The sequence below is a fragment of the Enterocloster alcoholdehydrogenati genome, from assembly GCF_013282095.1.
Taxonomy (GTDB): Bacteria; Bacillota; Clostridia; order Lachnospirales; family Lachnospiraceae; genus Enterocloster; species Enterocloster alcoholdehydrogenati.
In genome coordinates this window covers 142846-161605 of sequence record NZ_BLTJ01000005.1, presented here as the reverse complement: position 1 = coordinate 161605, position 18760 = coordinate 142846, and the positions used below count along the sequence as shown (strand labels likewise).

The 18760-nt window shown below is 48.7% G+C and carries 13 protein-coding genes and 1 tRNA gene; 11 read left to right on the top strand and 3 right to left on the bottom strand.

From position 1 onward, the window contains the following. The first annotated feature begins 213 nt into the window (after positions 1-213). The 8 genes from yqeC (at position 214) to HW447_RS07440 (ending at position 12313) form a co-directional block, all read left to right on the top strand. On the top strand, positions 214-1062 hold the full coding sequence (gene yqeC, locus HW447_RS07475) for a selenium cofactor biosynthesis protein YqeC (protein WP_176254697.1): 849 nt from the start codon (positions 214-216) through the stop codon (positions 1060-1062). A 112-nt stretch (positions 1063-1174) separates the two neighbouring features. Beyond that, a complete protein-coding gene (locus HW447_RS07470; protein ID WP_176254696.1) occupies positions 1175-1831 on the top strand; it encodes a nucleotidyltransferase family protein in 657 nt (218 codons plus the stop codon). Then, positions 1824-3518, top strand: a complete 1695-nt coding sequence (locus HW447_RS07465) for a hypothetical protein (RefSeq protein ID WP_243176237.1) — start codon at positions 1824-1826, stop codon at positions 3516-3518. The genes HW447_RS07470 and HW447_RS07465 overlap by 8 nt, the downstream gene beginning before the upstream one ends. 193 nt (positions 3519-3711) lie before the next feature. Next, the gene (locus HW447_RS07460; RefSeq protein ID WP_176254695.1) at positions 3712-4026 is read left to right on the top strand and encodes a DUF1540 domain-containing protein; all 315 of its coding nucleotides are present in this window, start codon (positions 3712-3714) and stop codon (positions 4024-4026) included. Positions 4027-4344: 318 nt separating this feature from the next. Then, a complete protein-coding gene (infC, locus tag HW447_RS07455) occupies positions 4345-4839 on the top strand; it encodes a translation initiation factor IF-3 (RefSeq protein ID WP_176254694.1) in 495 nt (164 codons plus the stop codon). A 31-nt stretch (positions 4840-4870) separates the two neighbouring features. Continuing rightward, on the top strand, positions 4871-5068 hold the full coding sequence (gene rpmI / locus HW447_RS07450) for a 50S ribosomal protein L35 (RefSeq protein ID WP_021869086.1): 198 nt from the start codon (positions 4871-4873) through the stop codon (positions 5066-5068). A gap of 28 nt (positions 5069-5096) precedes the next feature. Beyond that, positions 5097-5453, top strand: a complete 357-nt coding sequence (rplT, locus tag HW447_RS07445) for a 50S ribosomal protein L20 (RefSeq protein ID WP_176254693.1) — start codon at positions 5097-5099, stop codon at positions 5451-5453. A gap of 308 nt (positions 5454-5761) precedes the next feature. Next, positions 5762-12313 carry a sugar-binding domain-containing protein gene (locus HW447_RS07440; protein ID WP_176254692.1) on the top strand — a complete coding sequence of 2184 codons (6552 nt, stop codon included), beginning with the start codon at positions 5762-5764 and terminating at the stop codon, positions 12311-12313. A gap of 104 nt (positions 12314-12417) precedes the next feature. Here HW447_RS07440 and HW447_RS07435 read toward each other — a convergent pair whose 3' ends face one another. Next, on the bottom strand, positions 12418-13593 hold the full coding sequence (locus tag HW447_RS07435; RefSeq protein WP_176254691.1) for a sugar transporter: 1176 nt from the start codon (positions 13591-13593) through the stop codon (positions 12418-12420). Positions 13594-13818: 225 nt separating this feature from the next. Here HW447_RS07435 and HW447_RS07430 point away from each other — a divergent pair. Then, positions 13819-13907, top strand: a tRNA-Ser gene (locus tag HW447_RS07430). A 147-nt stretch (positions 13908-14054) separates the two neighbouring features. Here the strand turns inward: HW447_RS07430 and HW447_RS07425 are convergent. Together HW447_RS07425 and HW447_RS07420 are read right to left on the bottom strand one after the other, a co-directional pair. Next, positions 14055-14960, bottom strand: a complete 906-nt coding sequence (locus HW447_RS07425) for an RsiV family protein (protein ID WP_176254690.1) — start codon at positions 14958-14960, stop codon at positions 14055-14057. Positions 14961-14973: 13 nt separating this feature from the next. Further along, positions 14974-15474, bottom strand: a complete 501-nt coding sequence (locus HW447_RS07420; protein ID WP_243176236.1) for a sigma-70 family RNA polymerase sigma factor — start codon at positions 15472-15474, stop codon at positions 14974-14976. Positions 15475-15724: 250 nt separating this feature from the next. On the opposite strand from HW447_RS07420, the gene HW447_RS07415 reads away from it, so the two are divergent. Together HW447_RS07415 and HW447_RS07410 are read left to right on the top strand one after the other, a co-directional pair. Then, positions 15725-17692, top strand: a complete 1968-nt coding sequence (locus HW447_RS07415; RefSeq protein ID WP_176254688.1) for an aconitate hydratase — start codon at positions 15725-15727, stop codon at positions 17690-17692. A gap of 78 nt (positions 17693-17770) precedes the next feature. After that, positions 17771-18682 carry a LysR family transcriptional regulator gene (locus HW447_RS07410; RefSeq protein ID WP_176254687.1) on the top strand — a complete coding sequence of 304 codons (912 nt, stop codon included), beginning with the start codon at positions 17771-17773 and terminating at the stop codon, positions 18680-18682. The last annotated feature ends 78 nt before the right edge of the window (positions 18683-18760 follow it).

The window sequence follows — 18760 nt, the reverse complement described above, 5'->3', positions numbered from 1 at the left end:
GAACTGATGCAGCAGATTTTAATAGATGTGTTGGGGAGCGTTTAAAAGGCTCTCAGGAAAACAGCCCGGATCGGATATGGCAGCTAACAGGAGGCCGTGTCCGGCACAGGCTGTTTTTATTTGCACAAAACAGCATGGAAAACACCTTTGTGATTGCCTGGAGCCTTCGCCTGTGATAAAATAATTCCATAAGCAGACAAGGGAGGCAAACGGTTGGACGTATATCATTATGAGAGGATAAGAGCAGAGGCCGGGGCATGGGGGGAGTTTGAACAGAAGAGATGGACTGGCGCTGAAAGCCTGTGGGAGGCCCTGGAACTGGATGCAGTTTTGGGAAGGAAAGCCCCTTTTGTGGCAGCATTTACGGGCGGAGGGGGCAAAACGTCCCTGATCCGCCGTCTGGCCTGGGAAGGAAGGCAGCAGGGGCTTCGCGTACTGGTAATTCCCACCACCCATATGGCTGTACCGGAGCGATTTGCCGTTTTGGAGGACTCTCTTAGGGCTCTGGATGATATGATAAAGAACAACAAAATTGCCGTCACCGGAAAATTGGAAGAAAAGACGCCGGGGAGAAAAAAAATCTCCTTCTGGGGCTGGGAATTTTATCATCAGGCCATAGAACTGGCAGATCTCATCCTGACAGAAGCGGACGGGGCCAGATGTCTGCCGTTAAAGGCGCCTGGGCCAGATGAGCCGGTGATCCCTCCGGATACGAACCTGATCCTCAGCATATGCGGCCTTAAGGCTCTGGGAAAAAAGGGGGAAGAAGTTTGCTTTCGCAGGGAACCGTCCAGAGAAATCCTGAACCGCTTCGGCCGTCCCTCTTTGAAATCGGAAATGCCCTGGATTGTAGAGACAGAGGATATGGCCTGCCTTATGAAATATGGCTATGTGACTCCTCTGAAAAATGCGTTTCCCAATGCCAGGGTTGTTCCTGTCTGCAGTCAGGCGGATTCTGAAAAAATACGACGGGCCGGAGAAAACATTATTGAACAGACCGGTGCGGCAGAGGGGCTTGTAACAGGGAACTTGCAGGAGGAATCCTCCTTTACCCTTTTTTAGAAGAAAATATTCGCTGCTGCGGCAGACGATGCGGTGGCCAGACTATCTGCCCGTTTTTTGCCCGGTGGGTTCGTTTTTTAATAGGATACAAAAGAAAGGGAAACATCCGGATATGAAGCTTTCAATGATCTATATGGCCTCCGGCTTTGGCCGGCGCTTTGGCTCGAATAAACTTCTGGCGTCCCTTGGGGGGCGCCCTCTTTATATGTATGGTCTTACCGCACTGGCAGAGGCCGCCGTCCTTTTACAGGCGGAAGGGACAGAATGCCAGCTTATCACTGTCAGCCAGTATGCAGAGATACTGGAAGCGGCCCGCCTTCTGCCTCTGACGGGCCTTACGGTAGAAAATCCTTACAGTGAAGAGGGAATCGCCGCATCCATTCGCCTGGGAACCGCCGCTGCCTGGGAGGACGCCTCAGCCTTTCTGTATTTTGTGGCCGACCAGCCCTATACAGAGCCCGCCGTTATCGCTGCCTTTGCATCGTCCTTTCTCAAAAGCGGCAAAACGATCGGCTGTACTGCCTCCAATGGCCGGCGGGGCAGCCCCACAGCCTTTTCCGCCTGCTACCGGCAAAACCTTATGGGGCTAAAGGGCGACAAAGGAGGCCGCCAGATCATGGAGTCCCGCCCGGATGAGATCTGGATCATGGAGACAAAGGCGGATCAGCTGTGGGATATTGACCGGGCGGAAGATTTGGATGCAGATAAAATGAAAAAAGACGCAGACCGAGGCAGGATACAAGGGGAAAAGGAGAAGGAAGATGCATAAGAAAGATGGGAAAAAAAACAAGAAGAGGGGATGGAAAAGGAAACGCTCAGGCAAAGCGCTGGCAGCCGCAGCCCTGCTTTTGGGGGCGGCCATTCTTTTTTCCTGCGGATTTGCAAAAACCTCTCAGTACGCCGGGGGCGGACGGGGATATCTGCGGTCTGCCACCTATTATTCCGATGACTGGGTGATCAATTTCTGGAACAGTGAAAGCTGCCATATGGAGGAGGAACTGGCTCAGATCGCAGCAGACGGGTTTAACAGCATCATTCTGGCTGTGCCCTGGCGGGAATTTCAGCCTCAGACCCGTCCCATATCCTATGAGGATTACGCGTGGGCAAAACTGGACCGCGTGATGGAAATGGCTGCGGCCCAGGATCTGGGGGTGATCCTGCGGGTAGGCTATACCTGGGATTATGCCGGTTCGGACAATGTTTTAACGCGCTATGAGCGCCTTCTGTATGATGAGGAGATACGATCCGCCTGGCTTTCCTACGCCGCCCGCCTTTATGAGAGGGCCAGCGCTCACGAAAATTTCTGCGGCGGTTTTCTTACCTGGGAGGATTTCTGGAATTTTACGGAAAACTGCGCCGGATATGGAAATGGAATTACCGGGAGAAAGATGGCAAAGCAGGTGGGATATACCGCCTATGCCAGGGAGCGCTACAGCCTTAAAGAACTGAGCGCTTTCTATGGGACGGATTTTTCCGATTACAGCGAGATATATCTTCCTGAAAAAGAGTCCTACGCAAGGAAGGTACTCTTTGAATTTTATGACGCATTTTTACAGAAACTTTTAAAAGAGACTCAGGCTGTCTTTCCCGATCTTTCCATGGAGGTGCGTCTGGATACGGATGCTGTGAAAAAGGCGGATGGTTCTCTGGAAGGCGTGCCGCACTGGAATACCTTTGGCTGCGGCGATGCTTCCTATACCGGCATCATGTACAGCGTTCCCATGGGCTTTGCAAATGCGGGAGAGAAGGTCACGGCAGAGGAAGCGCTTAAAAAGGCACCTGTATTATTAAATCAGGTTCGGGCTTATAATGGAAATAAGCCCGTTTATGTAGATCAGTTTCTCTTTACGGATAATACGGTGGGATTTGAGCAGAATGCCCAGCTGGAGGAATCAGAGAAAACAGCCTATCTGAACGGAATGGGGGAGATTTTTCGGAAATATACCATGGGATACGGGATCTGGACGTACCGGGATTATGGGGATAATAAGCTTTACAATCCCCAGTTTGCCTTAGGGCTTCGGGGATGGAAAAGCTTTGGCGGAAGCTATGTGGCAGAGGGGGACGAAGGAAAGGAGGCCGTTCTTCCATCAGGCAGCCGCATTTCACAGGATATCCGAAGCCGGGCCACCGGGGCCAGCGGAAAGGACGCCTATGTGCGTTTTACGCTGGAAGGCAGGGACGGAGCTGTAGTCACCGTGCGCGCCGGCGGACGTTCACAGACGGCGGCAGCCGGGGAACGCCGTACAGTGGAAATGAAATTTGAGGACTGTTCTGCGGAGGAGCTCTCTATCTCCTGTACGGGCGGAGGAACTGCCATGGTCGACAATGTAAAGGTCTATACTTATATAACGGAGGGCGATCTTTACCGTATGGACGGCTCGCAGGATCACTGCATGGAGGCAGTGCGTCAGCTGAACCGGACGCTGGGGGCCAGTCAGGCAGACAACAGCTGAAACATGGAAAAATAACAACGGCAGGAATTTTCTCTTGTCAGGGTATGAGACCTGCTGACCGCGCACATACTAACTTCTGTCATACATCCGTCGGTTACAGGCCGACGGAAGGACTTAGCGCTGCTTCTGCTGTCTTTTTCAGGATACAAAAAGGCATCGGGAGCGTATTTATGGGACAGGAGGAAATGAAATTATGACAAAACTGGAATGTTCAGTGGAAAACTGTGTGCACAATGCGGATCAGTGCTGCTGCAGGGGCTCTATTCTGGTAGACGGCCATGGAGCCAGGGATGCAGAAGGAACCTGCTGTGCAAGCTTTGAGGAAAACAGGGGAGGCGTTTTCAAAAACCTTTTTAAAACGCCGGAAAGCCGCCTGGAGGTAGACTGCGACGCGGTGAACTGCGCTTACAATGAGGACTGCTGCTGCACAGCCTCTGGTATATCCATTCGGGGAAACGGAGCCTGCGACTGCGAAAATACCCAGTGCGCCACCTATAAAGACCGATAAAACAATCCATGCAGACATTTGAGGCTAAAACAGATCAAAAAAGTTATTGACAAACAGCTTCTGGTATGATATTCTGTTAAAAGTTGTGAAAACAACTGACAGGAAAGCAGGTTATCCGCCTCACCCTGGCACGAGCAAGTGACCCGGGTTTATATCAGAAGCTGCTGTAAGGGCGATGCGTTTCTAAGCGCACGTATACAAGGAAAACAGCAGATGGGTATGATTATTCGCGGATGGCAGAAGCTGTCCGCTTTTTTACATTTTGCTTTTTCATCCGAACAAACATGACTATGGAGGTGTACGACTATTAGCGAGTTAATGATCAACGAACAAATCAGAGACAGAGAGATCCGTCTGATCGGCGAGAACGGAGAGCAGTTAGGCATCATGTCTGCAAGAGACGCCTACAAGATGGCTCAGGAGGCAGAGCTCGACCTGGTAAAGATCGCTCCCACCGCAAAGCCGCCCGTATGCAAGATTATCGACTACGGAAAGTACCGTTACGAACTGGCCCGCAAGGAAAAGGAAGCCAGGAAGAAACAGAAAGTGATTGATATCAAAGAAGTTCGTTTATCGCCAAACATTGATACCAACGACTTAAACACCAAGGTAGGAGCTGCAAGAAAGTTCCTGGAGAAGGGTGATAAGGTAAAGGTAACACTTCGTTTCCGCGGCCGTGAGATGGCCCATATGTCCAAGTCAAAGTACATTCTGGACGATTTCGCTGAGAGTCTGGCTGACATCGCAGTTGTGGATAAGCCCTCAAAGGTGGAAGGAAGAAGCATGGTTATGTTTTTAACTGCAAAACGTTAAAAATAGAAAGTTTTCAAGGAGGAAATTTACAATGCCAAAGTTAAAAACCAGCAGAGCAGCAGCAAAGCGCTTTAAAAAGACAGGAACCGGTAAGTTAGTCCGTAATAAAGCTTACAAGTCTCATATCTTAACTAAGAAGTCTACAAAGAGAAAGAGAAATCTCAGAAAAGATATCGTTACCGACGCTACCAACGTAAAGGCAATGAAGAAGATTTTACCATACCTGTAAGTTTTAAGTTAAATAGGAGGAATTACCGATGGCAAGAATTAAAGGCGGCTTAAACGCAAAGAAGAAGCACAATAGAATCCTGAAGATGGCTAAGGGCTACAGAGGAGCACGTTCCAAGCAGTACAGAGTAGCAAAGCAGTCTGTAATGCGCGCTCTGACCAGCTCCTACGCAGGCAGAAAAGAGAGAAAGAGACAGTTCAGACAGCTGTGGATCGCTCGTATCAACGCAGCAGCCCGCATCAATGGTCTGTCCTACAGCAAGTTCATGTACGGCTTAAAGCTGGCTGAGGTTGATTTAAACCGTAAGGTTCTGTCCGATATGGCAATCAACGATGCAGAAGGCTTCGCAAAGCTGGCTGAGCTGGCAAAGGCTAAGATTGCTTAATTAAGAGATAATATAAAATGAGAGCCCCGCTCTATAGCTGTATGTGCAGCTGCAGAGCGGGGTTTTTGCGTGCCTGGATAATGAGAAAACAGAGAGATTGGTGTTGGAAAAATAAATACCAGAGAATAAGTCGAATTTTGCGGAAAAATGCAATATATACAAACAAAATGAGAGGCATGAAAAAATATATGTAATAATTGAATAAAATTGATAAATAATAAAAGAAAATTTTATTTTATTTTTCAAAATAAAGTGATATAATGAATCCGCTTTGAACAAAACTTCAAAAAAGGAACAAGGGGGTTCATATGAAGAAAAGTAGCAAACGAGTGGTTCCTGCATTGCTGAGTCCGGCGATAGCAGCAACGTCCCTTCCAATGAACACGCTGGGGATGCCGATGATATGGCTTGCCTCAGATGAAAAAACGGGGGTGGGGGAAGAAAACCAGATGGTTTCTGAGAAGGCGCTTGTTTATGTAAGCAGTTATGACGGAACCGTACGGTCCCAGGACTTTAATGGAAACTGGAAATTCTTTCTTGGGGATGCAGGAAATGCACAGGAGGTAAGCTTCGATGATTCCAGATGGAGATCGGTCAATCTTCCGCATGATTACAGCATTGAACAGGAATACTCCTCTAATATGGAGGCGGAAAGCGGCTATCTGCCAGGAGGGACGGGATGGTACCGCAAGAATTTTACCGTGCCGGAAAGCGCGGCTAATAAGCAGATCCGTGTGGATTTTGACGGCGTTTATATGAATGCTGCGGTCTATATCAATGGGAAGGAACTTGGAAGCCACCCCTATGGATATTCGCCGTTTTCATTTGACCTTACTCCGTATCTGAATTTCGGCGGGGATAATGTGATTGCGGTCAAGGTCAATCATCAGACGCCTTCCAGCCGCTGGTATTCAGGCAGCGGCATTTACCGTGACGTAAAGCTTACCATCACTCCAATGGTTCATGAGGCTTTAAATGGGACAAAAATCACAACGCCGGGTCTGGAGGATAGCACAGCAGATGCGACGGTACATATGGAAACTGAGATTCAGAATGAATCCATGGAGGAGAAGGAAGTAAATGTTTCTTATTCCGTTTATGAAAAGGATGATGGCAGCAAAACGCCTGTTGCAACAGGAACGGCAGAAACGGTTAAAGTGGCAGGCGGAGGGACAGAGACGGTTACGGCCGATCTGACGGTAACCTCTCCCCAGCTGTGGACATTAGAGGATCCGGAACTGTACGTGGTGGAAACGACCATCCAGTCAGGCAGCGATGCAGCAGATGTGACGGTGTCTGATTTTGGTTTCCGCTATTTTGAATTTGACACCAGCGAAGGATTTTTTCTTAATGGGGAACCTGTGAAGCTGAAGGGAGTATGTATGCACCATGATCAGGGCTCTCTTGGCGCGGCGGCTTATAAAAGAGCCATTGAGCGTCAGGTGGAGATCCTTCAGGACATGGGATGTAATGCGATTCGTGTGACGCATAATCCTGCCGCCAGGACTCTGATTGATATCTGCAATGAAAAGGGTATGCTGGTCATTGAGGAACTGTTTGACGGATGGCATGGAGCGAAAAACGGAAACAGCCAGGATTACGCAAAATGGTACGGCACGGCTGTTGAATCAGGAAATCAGATTTTAGGAAAAAATCAGGAATCTATGACATGGGCAGAATTTGACCTCCGTTCTGTGATCCGGCGTGATTATAACGCGCCCAGCATCATTTCCTGGTCTTTGGGAAATGAGGTGATGGAAGGGATTGGTATTGGAGTAGGAGAATACCCTGCTCAGGCGAAGAAACTGATTGGCTGGGCCTGTGATGAGGATTCCACCAGACCGGTTACCTTTGGGGATAACAAACTGAAATCGAATCTGGCTCAGTCGCAGCAGATTGCAGAGTCCATTGCAGAAGCCGGCGGTATGGTCGGGTTCAATTATACCACTCTGGATCAAATGGACAGCTATCACAGCAGCCATCCGGATTGGCCGATTTACGGATCGGAGACAGCTTCTTCCATTAACAGCCGGGGCGTGTACGATCCCTCCAAATATGACCGGCAGCTGACGGCCTACGATGAATCAAAGGTCAACTGGGGACATCTGGCAAGCCAGGCATGGTTTGATACTATTCGAAAGGACTATGTGGCAGGGGAATTTGTATGGACAGGCTTTGACTACATCGGTGAGCCTACCAACTGGAACGGTATCTCCGCCGGAGCGGTGGGAGCATGGCCCTCACCTAAAAATTCCTACTTCGGAATCGTAGATACGGCCGGACTTCCCAAGGACAGCTACTATTTGTACCGCAGTATGTGGAATGAGGAGGATAATACCGTTCATATCCTTCCTGCATGGAACAAAGAGGCGGTTGCTGTAAATGAGAAGAATGAGGTAAAAGTAGTTGTGTACTCAGATGCAGCCAGCGTAGAACTGTTCTTTACACCGGCCGGAACGGATGAAAAGAAGTCCCTTGGTGAAAAGAAATTTACCGTATTAAACAGTAAAAAAGATGATGGAAGCGATGGCAGCTATACATATCAGATGTATCTGGACGGCAGCAATGGTGAGAACAATCATCAGAACCTGTACCGCACCTGGATGGTGCCTTATGAGGACGGCACTCTGACCGCGGTTGCAAAGGACGTGAACGGAAAAGAAATTACAGGATCAGGGCGAAGCAGCGTAACGACTGCTGGAAAGGCTGCACGGCTAAAGGCAGAGGAAGACAGGGATTCCATCAGGGCCGACGGAAATGATCTTTGCTATGTCACAGTCCAGGTGACGGATGAAAACGGCAATCTTGTGCCGGATGCGGATAACCGGGTTTCTTTTAAGGTTGAGGGAGACGGTGAACTGGTTGGCGTGGATAACGGCTGGACGACAGATCATGATTCCTATCAGAGCAGTAACAGAAGGGCTTTTAACGGCAAGCTGGTTGCGATTGTGCGCTCTACCAGAGAGGCGGGAGAATTTACCCTGACCGCTTCTTCGGCCGGACTTGAAGGCTCCAGCGTGACAGTATCAACGGAGGCTGTGGAAGATTCGCAGACGGTTCCGGAAAATGGAATCGTCAGCTATGAGATCTCCAAAAATTACTATGTAAAAGTGGGTAACGAGCCTGCGCTGCCAAATACGCTTACGGCATATCTTGCAGACGGATCCGCTCAGGAATTACCGGTTGCATGGGAAGAGATTGACCCTGATAAGCTGGAAGAAGAGGGAAGCTTTGTAGTATCCGGTGACATGAATGGAACAGCCGTAACAGTAAGCGTAAGTATGCTGAAACAGGTGGCGGCAATTCTGAATTATTCTACTACCGTACATATGGGAGAAAAACCGATCCTTCCCGAGGCGCGCCAGATTGTAGGCAGCGACGGAACGGTCTTAAACATTGCCCTTCCGGTCGAATGGGAAGAAAAGGATGATTCTGCCTATGATGAGGCTGGAATCGTAACTGTGAACGGGATTGCCGAAGTATTTGGAGAACCTATGGAAGTGACGGCCTCGGTACGTGTTCAGGAAGAAAGGATGGAGATCACGGATAACGTGGGAACAAAGGCCAAGGTGGCTCAGAGCATTTCAGAGGATATGACATCCGATACCTTATCTGCGGTAAATAACGGTTCTGCAGCCAGTGAAGAAAAACAGGATGCATCAGGCAGAAACCTTTCCAGATGGAGCAACTGGAAGTATACGAAAGAGAAGGATAATGATCCTCCGGCAGAACTGATATTTACATATGATACGCAGGAAACTCTGGGACAGGCAAAGATTTACTTTGCAGAAAATAACTCAGATCTTAAAAAACCTGATGCAGGTCAGACACAGTGGTTTATATCCAATGATAAATCAGAATGGATTCCTCTTGAAACAAAAGAAACCATTGCAGATGAAGAAAGTTCACCGGCTGTCACCTGTTATACCTATGATTTCTCGCCGGTCAAAGCCACATATATAAAGGTTGTGGTACATAATTCCAGGACGGCCCAGGTTTCCGAAGGAAGGAAAGCGGCCACGGCAATTACGGAAGTGGAGCTGTACCGCGCGGAAGGACGGTTTTCGGCTGGAAATGAGGTTGGGCTGTCTGCGCTGACATTAAACGGGGTGGAAGTGGGAGAAGATATGCTTACCGGCGATTCCTACAGCACGCCTATGACGGTAGTGGAGGATATTTTGGCAGAGGGTAAGGAGAATGCGGCAGTTACCATCCTTCCTGCTTTGGAGGACAAGGTAATTATCATTACAGAAGCTGAGGATCATTCCAGCCGGGCTCAGTTTACCATTAACCTGGGGGCAGATTCGGCCATCGGACCGGATGATGCTTCCATGGATTATCCTGCAGACCAGATGACAGTGGATTCGGTCAGCAGCGAGGAGGTTGTGGGAGAACAGGCACCCAAGGAAAATGTTCTGGATGGAAAGACAAACACATTCTGGCATAATAACTGGAAAACTTATGATCCTTCAGATGGGCGCTGGATTATCCTCGAACTGGAGGAAGAGACAAAGCTTGAGGGCCTTCGGTATCTGCCCAGACAGGATGCCAAGAATGGACGCGTTAATGAGTATAAGGTTGAAGTGAGTACAGATAAAATAGAATGGAAAACAGCAGCATCCGGAAACTGGGGGGATGACGGCGGCTGGAAGCTGGCAGCCTTTGAAGAGCCTGCTGCGGCAAAATATGTGCGCATGACAGGCGTAAAGACTCATGGAGACCAGAAGGATAAGTTCATTACGGCAGCAGAGATCCGTGTTCGCAGGGCCAGAGAAACCATAGATTTAACCGATGCGGCAGAGGCAGTTTTGGATGATGAAATATACATCATGGATGAGGCAGGGAATCCTGTGAAGCCGGAGGTTACGGTTACACTGGACGGCGCAAAGTTAAAGTATGGGATCGACTACACACTGGCCTATGAAAATAATGATAAGCCGGGCACGGGTTCTGTAACCGTCAAAGGAATTATGAAGTATTCCGGACAGATCCGAAAAGAATTTCGGATTGTCAGCCTGATTTCTCAGGATATAACGGCGGTGAACGGAGCTGTCATAAGAATTGAGGGAGAAGATTACACAGGAGGTTCCCGGGCTCAGGCTGAAAGCGGAAAGACAGTTACGGTACAGGCAGAGGAGCGCCAGGGACAGGTCTTTGACCACTGGAGATGCACGCCTGCCGCGGTGCTGAAAAATCAGCAGCTAAAGCAGGAGGAGATTACATTTACAGTTCCAGGCAGCAGTGTGCGTCTGGTTGCAGTGTATCGGGATGAGGGAATGTCTCATGTGACAAAAGATTCCTACAGCACAGCAGATCCTTCTGACTGGTTTGCCTATACAGATGAGGAGGAATTAGGCGAACTGCTGGATGCAGCCATGGACGAGAACGATGAGACGGCCCTTGCGCGGGGAGGCAGCGTTGAACTGAAGATGAATATTAAATACAGCAGGAGCGCGCCTTCCAAAAAGGATATTTTGAAAAGCTATAATGACAGAGTAGCAACAGATTCCGACGCCCAGAAGGCAACCCCTTCCGAGGCCGGCAGGGCAACTCCCTCGGATGCCAAAAAGGCAACCGGTTCCAATGCGAAACGGGCAACGGCATCGGATGCGGATCTGGCAGTAAAAAATCCTGCAGCTATTTTAAGCCGTGACATTCCGGCTCCTCTTCTGGCTCTTCAGGATGAAATGGGAATCCAGGAGGACAGGGAACTGAAAAAGGCAACCCGAATCAGTTTCTGGCTTCGCACAACCACCCATAAGATCACAAACGGAGGCGGACAGCCGATAAGCGTACAACTGACAGATAATTCTCTTCCCGCAGCCCAGGTGGTACTGGAACTGCCTGAGGAGGACCGGAGAATGACGGATTACATTGTTTACAGTTATGAATTTGATGGGGACGGTTTCATGCTCACGGAAGTAAGCAGCATGGCAGAAGGAAAGTATCTTACGTTTGATGCAGGTGTAGACGGCATTTATGCACTTGCATACACAAAATGCTTTGACGTAGTGTTTGAAGACTGGGACGGAACTGTTTTAAGCCGTCAGAGGATTCCTTACGCACAGGCAGCCCAGGCTCCGGAAGATCCTCAGAGAGAAGGCTATCACTTTGTGGGATGGAGCAGAGAGTTTGATGAGGTAAAATCAGATCTGACCATCAAGGCAAAATATGAGAAGGGCGAGGCTGAAAAGCCTGCGGATAAGACGCTTCTTAAAAAGAGGGTGGAAGAGATTCTCCAAAAGCTGGAGTCTATGGATGAAGAGGACTACACAGAGAAGAGCTGGGATGACCTGAATGATGCCTTAGAGGATGCAATGGAGATTATGGAAACAGAGGGAGTTTCTCAAAAGGAAGTAGATAAAGCTCTGGAGAAACTGGAAAAAGCTTATACTTCACTGAAAAAGAATCAGAAGAAACCAGATCATTCCTCAGATGGATCAGGCAGTTCTAACAGCCAACACAAAACTTCAAACATACCGGTGCCTCTGGATGGGGGGAAATATGTAACAGTAGGTGTTTGGAAAGAGAACGGCCAAAAATGGAGTTTTACTGATGCAGACGGCGTACAGGCAGTGTCCCGCTGGATCTATACGCTCAACGGCGATTCCTATGACTGGTTTTACTTTGATGAAATGGGAAATATGGCTGACGGATGGCTGACGCTGGATGACGGCACATTCTATCTGAATCCGGTATCAGATGGAAAACGGGGCAGGATGATCACCGGCTGGAAACAGATTGATGGGAAATGGTATTATTTCAATGATGTGTCAGACGGATTTCGAGGAAAACTGTTAAAGGATACAAAAACGCCGGATGGATATCAGGTAGGGGAAGATGGCGTGTGGAAACCATAATAGGGAAGGGGTGCTTGAAATAAGCAAATAAAAGAAAGGGTTATTTTCAAAAAATACCGCGGAATCGGATATGGGATCCCGCGGTATTCCCCAATTCAATGCTCTTATTTTGCCCGCTTCATATTCGGCGCCAATACCAGGCAGAAACCGACAGCTGCAATTACACCCACGATACCGCCGGCAAATCCGATCCAGGCGATGGAGCCATAGGTGCAGACTGTGCCTCCCAGCCAGGTTCCGCAGCCGATCCCCAGATTAAAGATGCCGGAGAAGATGGACATGGCTACAGCAGAAGCGGACTCGGAGGAGGCTTTTATGGTCTCCGACTGGAAAGCTACGTTAAAGGCAGTAGCACAGATGCCCCAGAGTACGCACAGGGCAATCACAGCCCAGGAACTTACGCTGGCAGGCGATAAGAGCAGGAGCGAAAGCGTAATGCCTAAAAGGGCCATCTGTATAAAGGAATAACGCATCCTGTCATAAAACTTAGAGAAAAGGAAACTTCCCAAAAGTCCCGCTACACCGAACACTGTCAGCGCAAGGGTGATAAGCCCTGCGGGCATACCGGCCACCTGCTGCAGGAAAGGGTCGATGTAGCTGTAGCCTGTATAATAGGCTGTGGCAAACAAAAAGGTGATTCCATAAAGCCCCATAAGCACCGGATTCTTAAAAAGCTCCGGCAGCTGGGTCAGGGTAAATGACTGAGATCCGGGGAGTTTCGGGAACAGGGCGCTCATGTAAAACAGAACGATAAAAGCGACCACGGCCACGCTTGCAAAGGTCATTCGCCAGCCCACGGTGAGGCCGATCATACGTCCAAGAGGCAGGCCGAAGATCATGGCTACAGAGGTTCCGGTTACGATCATGCTGAGTGCGAAGGAACGGTGTTCTTCTGAAACCAGCCGCACTGCCATGGGAGAGGCGATGGACCAGAAGATTGCATGAGCGCAGGCCACACCCAGGCGGGAGAGGAGCAGCACGGTGAAATTGGGGGAAACAGCAGAAAGAATCTGACAGATGCCAAAGAGTCCTACAGTCCCAAGGAGCAGCTTCTTAAAATCCATTCGGCAGGCCAGGATCATAAGAGGCAGGGATAAAAGAGTGACCACCCAGGAATAGGCCGTGATCAGCATACCAGCCTGTGCCTCTGTGATATGAAAGGCAGCGGCAATGTCGGTGAGAAGGCCGATGGGCATAAACTCTGAGGTATTAAAGATAAAGGCGGAAACCGTCATTCCCAGGAGGGGAAGGAGTTCCCTAAGGGGCATAGCTTTTTTCATGTGTCTGTACCATCCATTCAAGTTTTTACGGGAGAAATATATACTACACGGGCAGAAAAATCAAGATAAAAAAATAGATAATTCATAAGATTTTAGAGAGCTCTTTTCGGGATATTTCCAAAAACTTCAAAAAAATGGGTAAAAATCAGAGAAAATAAAAAATCCTACTACCCAAATAGGATATTTTAGTGTATAATAACACAGTCTGCAGATAAGCAGACCGATGGAGGAATACCCAAGTGGCTGAAGGGTCTGGCTTCGAACACCAGTAGGTCGGCAGCACCGGCGCAAGGGTTCAAATCCCTTTTCCTCCGCTTTATAGCCTGACGCCAAAGGCGCAGGCTGCAGTTATAAAATACCGCCTCCCGCCGTTGGAAGTTTACGGCAGAAGGCGGTATTTTGTTTATGAAGCATGACTGCAGGGCTAAAACAGGACGGCTTAGACGGTAAGCAGAGACTGGTCAGAAGGTTCCTGCCACATCGGCGGGAATGGTAAATTCCACGGCTCCCATATATCCCGGCGCTACTTCATACTCATCAAAGGTAATGACTAAAAGTCCCTGCTGGTTGAAATAAAAGCTTTCCTCTCCGCTCAGTCCCTTAAAGTCGTCTTCCGGCATATCGCTGTTGTAGAAATAGCTTACAGAATCATCCTTTGCCATCTGATCTGCCATCTGTTCTTTGATATTGCTGCTGATGGCTGCGAGTTTTTCGGAGGGATTCTGAAACAGATCCTTCAGTGAAATGACCTTCCCGGTGGATTTGTCAATGGTAAATATCTTGGTATATTCCGCTCCGCTGGCCATCACCACTGTGGTATCGATGCGGATGCACAGATATTTGTTATTATCAGTAACAACCTTATAAGAGGAATCCAGGGAATAATGGCCCTCTCCCTGCGACTGGGCCAGTTCTTTCTCATAGGAAGCGATCAATTCGTCTGCATACTGCTCAATGGGCTTATTGACTGCCTCCGGCGCAGCTTCCACCTGAGGAATCTGGACATTGGCCTCAAAATTATCGGTATTATTTTCATAGGTACGGAAGGTGACTACTTTGGAAATGGGGCCGATCACCGGGATCTGCTCCATGGCGTTTGCGATAGTAGGGTCGATATTGGCCAGGATGGTAATTGCCATCATGGCCGCCGCTGCGGTCATACCGGTACGTTTTATAAGTTTCATAAAAATGACTCCTTTCTGTGGCGGAAGAGGGGGAAACTCTTTTGAATGAGAGGCTCTCTTTCCCAATGCAATGCCTTTAAGGATACGCTCCCTGGCCTCAAGAGGAACAGGGAGAGAGGCATACTCCTGTCGGAGATTCTCTAACTGTCTGTATCCGGAAGGTTTGAACTCGTTCTGATCCATATAAATACTCCTTTCATTTGGCGTAGGATTTCTGAAGCGGCTCCGGCTCCATGGTGATCCTCAGTTTTTTTAATGCCCGGTAGAGACGGGCTTTTACAGTATTTAGATTTTCATCCACAATTCTGGAAATATCTTCCAGTTTCATGTCTTCAAAGTAGCGAAGCACAATGACGGTTCTGCTCTTTTCATCCAGGCTGTTTAAGGCTGTTTTAAGGTCAAGCTCCTGGTATTGGTCCTCAATGGGAATATCGGGAAGCTCTTCGGTTATAATCTCCTTTTTATTTCTGCGCAGAAGATCCAGCGCTGTATTGACAACAATCCGGTAGATCCAGGTAGACAGGTAGGCTGGATTTTTTACCTGTCCGCAGTCCCGGATGGCTTTGCAGGCGCTTTCCTGAACTACATCCAGCGCATCCTCCCGGTTTTGTACATAGCTGTATGCCAGACGGTAGAACTGCTCATAATGTTCGATGAGTATCTGCTCTGTCTGCTGTGTGATGGGGGTGGTATCCACGCTAAGCTCCTCCTTTCTTGGTGTGAACCGCGGTGAAATTCGCCGGTTCATCTGATTCTGTGTGTTAGACGGCAGCATTTGTGAAAAAGTTGCATCGTCTGGTGGTAATGATTTATTCTACGCCATCTGGAGCAGGAGAATCAAGCATTATAGATAAAACTATATAACTATCATATAAAATCATGTATTTTACTTATGAAAAAACTGTGTATATAATGGAAAGATAAACACAGATAAAGGAGAGGAGCTAATGAAACAAAATTTAACAAGAAAAATTCTGGCGTCTCATCTTGCAAAGCCTTCAGATATGGTTTTTGGGGAGGAAATTTTTCTGAAGGTAGATCAGACACTTACCCATGATATCAATGCAGTTATGACATACCTGGCATTTGAGGCCATTGGACTTGACCGGACGCAGGTAGAGACCAGCGTAAGCTATTTGGATCACAACCTGCTTTATCTGGATTATAAGACGCCGGATGACCATATCTACCTTCAGTCAGTTGCAAAGAAATACGGCGTATATGTATCACGGCCGGGAAACGGAATTATGCACGCGGTTCATGTGGCGCGTTTTGGCGTACCTGGAAAGCTGAGCATGGGCGGTGACAGCCACACTCCTCATGGAGGCGCCATCGGTATGCTCTGTATTGGAGCAGGGGGTATGGATATTGCCACAGCTATGACCGGTGTTCCCATGCGGCTTAAGATGCCGCAGGTAATCAGGGTAAATCTGACTGGAACTCTCCGCCCCGGCTGCAGCGCCAAGGATGTGATTTTAGAGATGCTGCGCAGAATTTCAGTAAAGGGAGGCTTGGGAAAGGTTTATGAGTATGTGGGGCCTGGAGCCGAGGCTCTTGAGGTAGATGACCGGGTAACCATCGCTAATATGGGGGCGGAGATGGGAGCTACATCCTCGATTTTTCCGGCAGATAAGCAGGTGCGTAAATATTTAAAGGCTCAGGGCAGGGAAGAGGATTATATAGAGCTTTTACCGGATGAAAACTGTGAGTATGACGGGGAAATGGAGGTAAATTTAAGTGAATTGGAACCGCTGGCTGCCTGTCCGCATCAGCCGGATCGTGTGACGGCCATCCGTGAGATTGAGAAAAAACCAGTACAGCAGGTAATGATTGGAAGCTGCACCAATGGCAATTATAAGGATATTGCAAGAGCAGCCCTGGTCTTTAAGGGACATCATGTCCATGAGGATGTGAGCTGTACCTGCGCCATTTCCACAAAGCAGATTTACAAGCAGCTTCTGCATGACGGATATATTGATGTGCTTTTAGATGCAGGGGTGCGCCTTTTGGAGCTGGCCTGCGGTCCCTGCACCTCCATCGGACAGTCTCCTGCCACAGAGGCTATTTCTGTGCGGACGACGAACCGCAACTTTAGGGGACGCGGGGGCAATCCCAATGCCAGCGTATATCTGGTAAGCCCGGAAAGTGCGGCAGCGACGGCGATTGCCGGAGTGCTTACAACAGCAGAGGAAATAATGGGACAGGAGGTTTCGGTACTTGGAACTGTTGAAGCGCCTGAACGGTATCCGGTAGATGATTCCATGATTATCAGACCTCTTTCTCCCGAAGAAGCTTCCAAAGTGGAGGTTGTCCGCGGCCCTGATATCGCCCCTCTTCCGGTACCGGACGCCCCGATGAAGCATTTAAAATGCAGGGTCAGCTTAAAAGCAGGAGACAATGTAACCACAGACGATATTACGCCGGCCAGCGCAGAATTTTCCAGTATGCGTTCCAATATTCCCTTGATGAGTCGGTATTGCTATTATCGCTATGATCCCGATTTTGCCGTCCGGGCCAGGGCGATGGGAAAGAGTATCATTATCGGCGGTGAGAATTACGGACAGGGTTCTTCCAGAGAGCACGCGGCTATAACCCCCATGTACCTGGGCGTAAAGGCAGTGATTGCCAAGGGGATTGCGCGGATTCACAAGGGCAATCTGGTAAATCACGGAGTGGTTCCCCTTCTGTTTGAAAATCCTGCGGATTACGATGAAATTGACCAGATGGACGAACTGGAAATCGAACATTTCCCGGAACAGCTGAGATCAAAAGAGGTTGTGGTAAAGAACGTAACCAAGGGTACTGTTTTTAAAACTGTTCTGGATGTAACGGACAGCGAACAGGAAGCAGTGCTGTGCGGAGGACAGCTGCGGTATCTGAAACATCAGCTGAAGCAGGAAACTGCGATTCAATAAAAACTGGAGTAAGGAGACACCATTGGCCCGATTATCACGAAAGAGGCTCTGAGGGTGATTCATAAAAAGGAGAATGGTATGGATTTTCGCGAAATGCTTTATATTACTGCGGTTGCAGACTGCAGGAGTGTCACGGCAGCGGCTAAAAGGCTGTATATTTCCCAGCCGTCTTTAAGCTATATTATATCCAAGGTAGAGCAGGATGTAGGGGTAAAGCTGTTTGAACGCAGGACCTATCCCCTGACGCTTACCTATGCAGGAGAAAAGTATGTGGATACGGCACGAAAAATCCTTCTTCTCAATGATAACCTGCGTAAAGAACTGGCAGATATTGGTATGGGGGAAAAGGGAAAGATTTCTCTGGGGATGCCTCTTGAGAGGGCCGGATATATGCTTTCAAAGGTAGTGGGGGATTTTAAGGAGAGATATCCAGGGGTGGAACTGCGTCTGCAGGAAAGCAAGGTAGACAATCTGGTTGAAATGCTTTTGCGGGATGAGATTGATTTTTTTGTTGCTCCAAAAGACAGAGACAATCTTCCAGCCGGGCTGAAAACAGAGAAAATTTACAGAGAGGAACTTCTTCTGGTAACGCCTCCGGGGATGGTTACAGAAGAAATGATGGTTCCGGGCATGGAGGGGATGGTTGATATGGGCCAGCTTAGTCAAATTCCCTACATTCTGCTGAAAAAAGGTCATGCCAACAGAAAAAAGACGGAGAATATTTTGAAAAGTCATGGAATTGTCCCCAATATTGCCATGGAGGTTTCCAGCTGTATCTCTGCCGTGCAGCTGGCAGCATCAGGGCTGGGGGCGGCGATTGTGCCGCTGCGGGCGCTGGAGGTTCTGGGAGGAAAAGAAAAATTCTGCTGCTATACTTATTCCAGGGAGCCGGACGGCTGGGATGTGAATGTATTTTATAAAGAAGATGTTTATCTGGACCGGGCGGAGAGGTATCTGATCGAACGGATGAAAGAGGTATTTGCCTTTTGAGGCTAAAATATACTTGCGCAGAGAAAAACAGTCGGCTATACTGATGGTATCAGATCGTGAAGACACATGACGGATTTC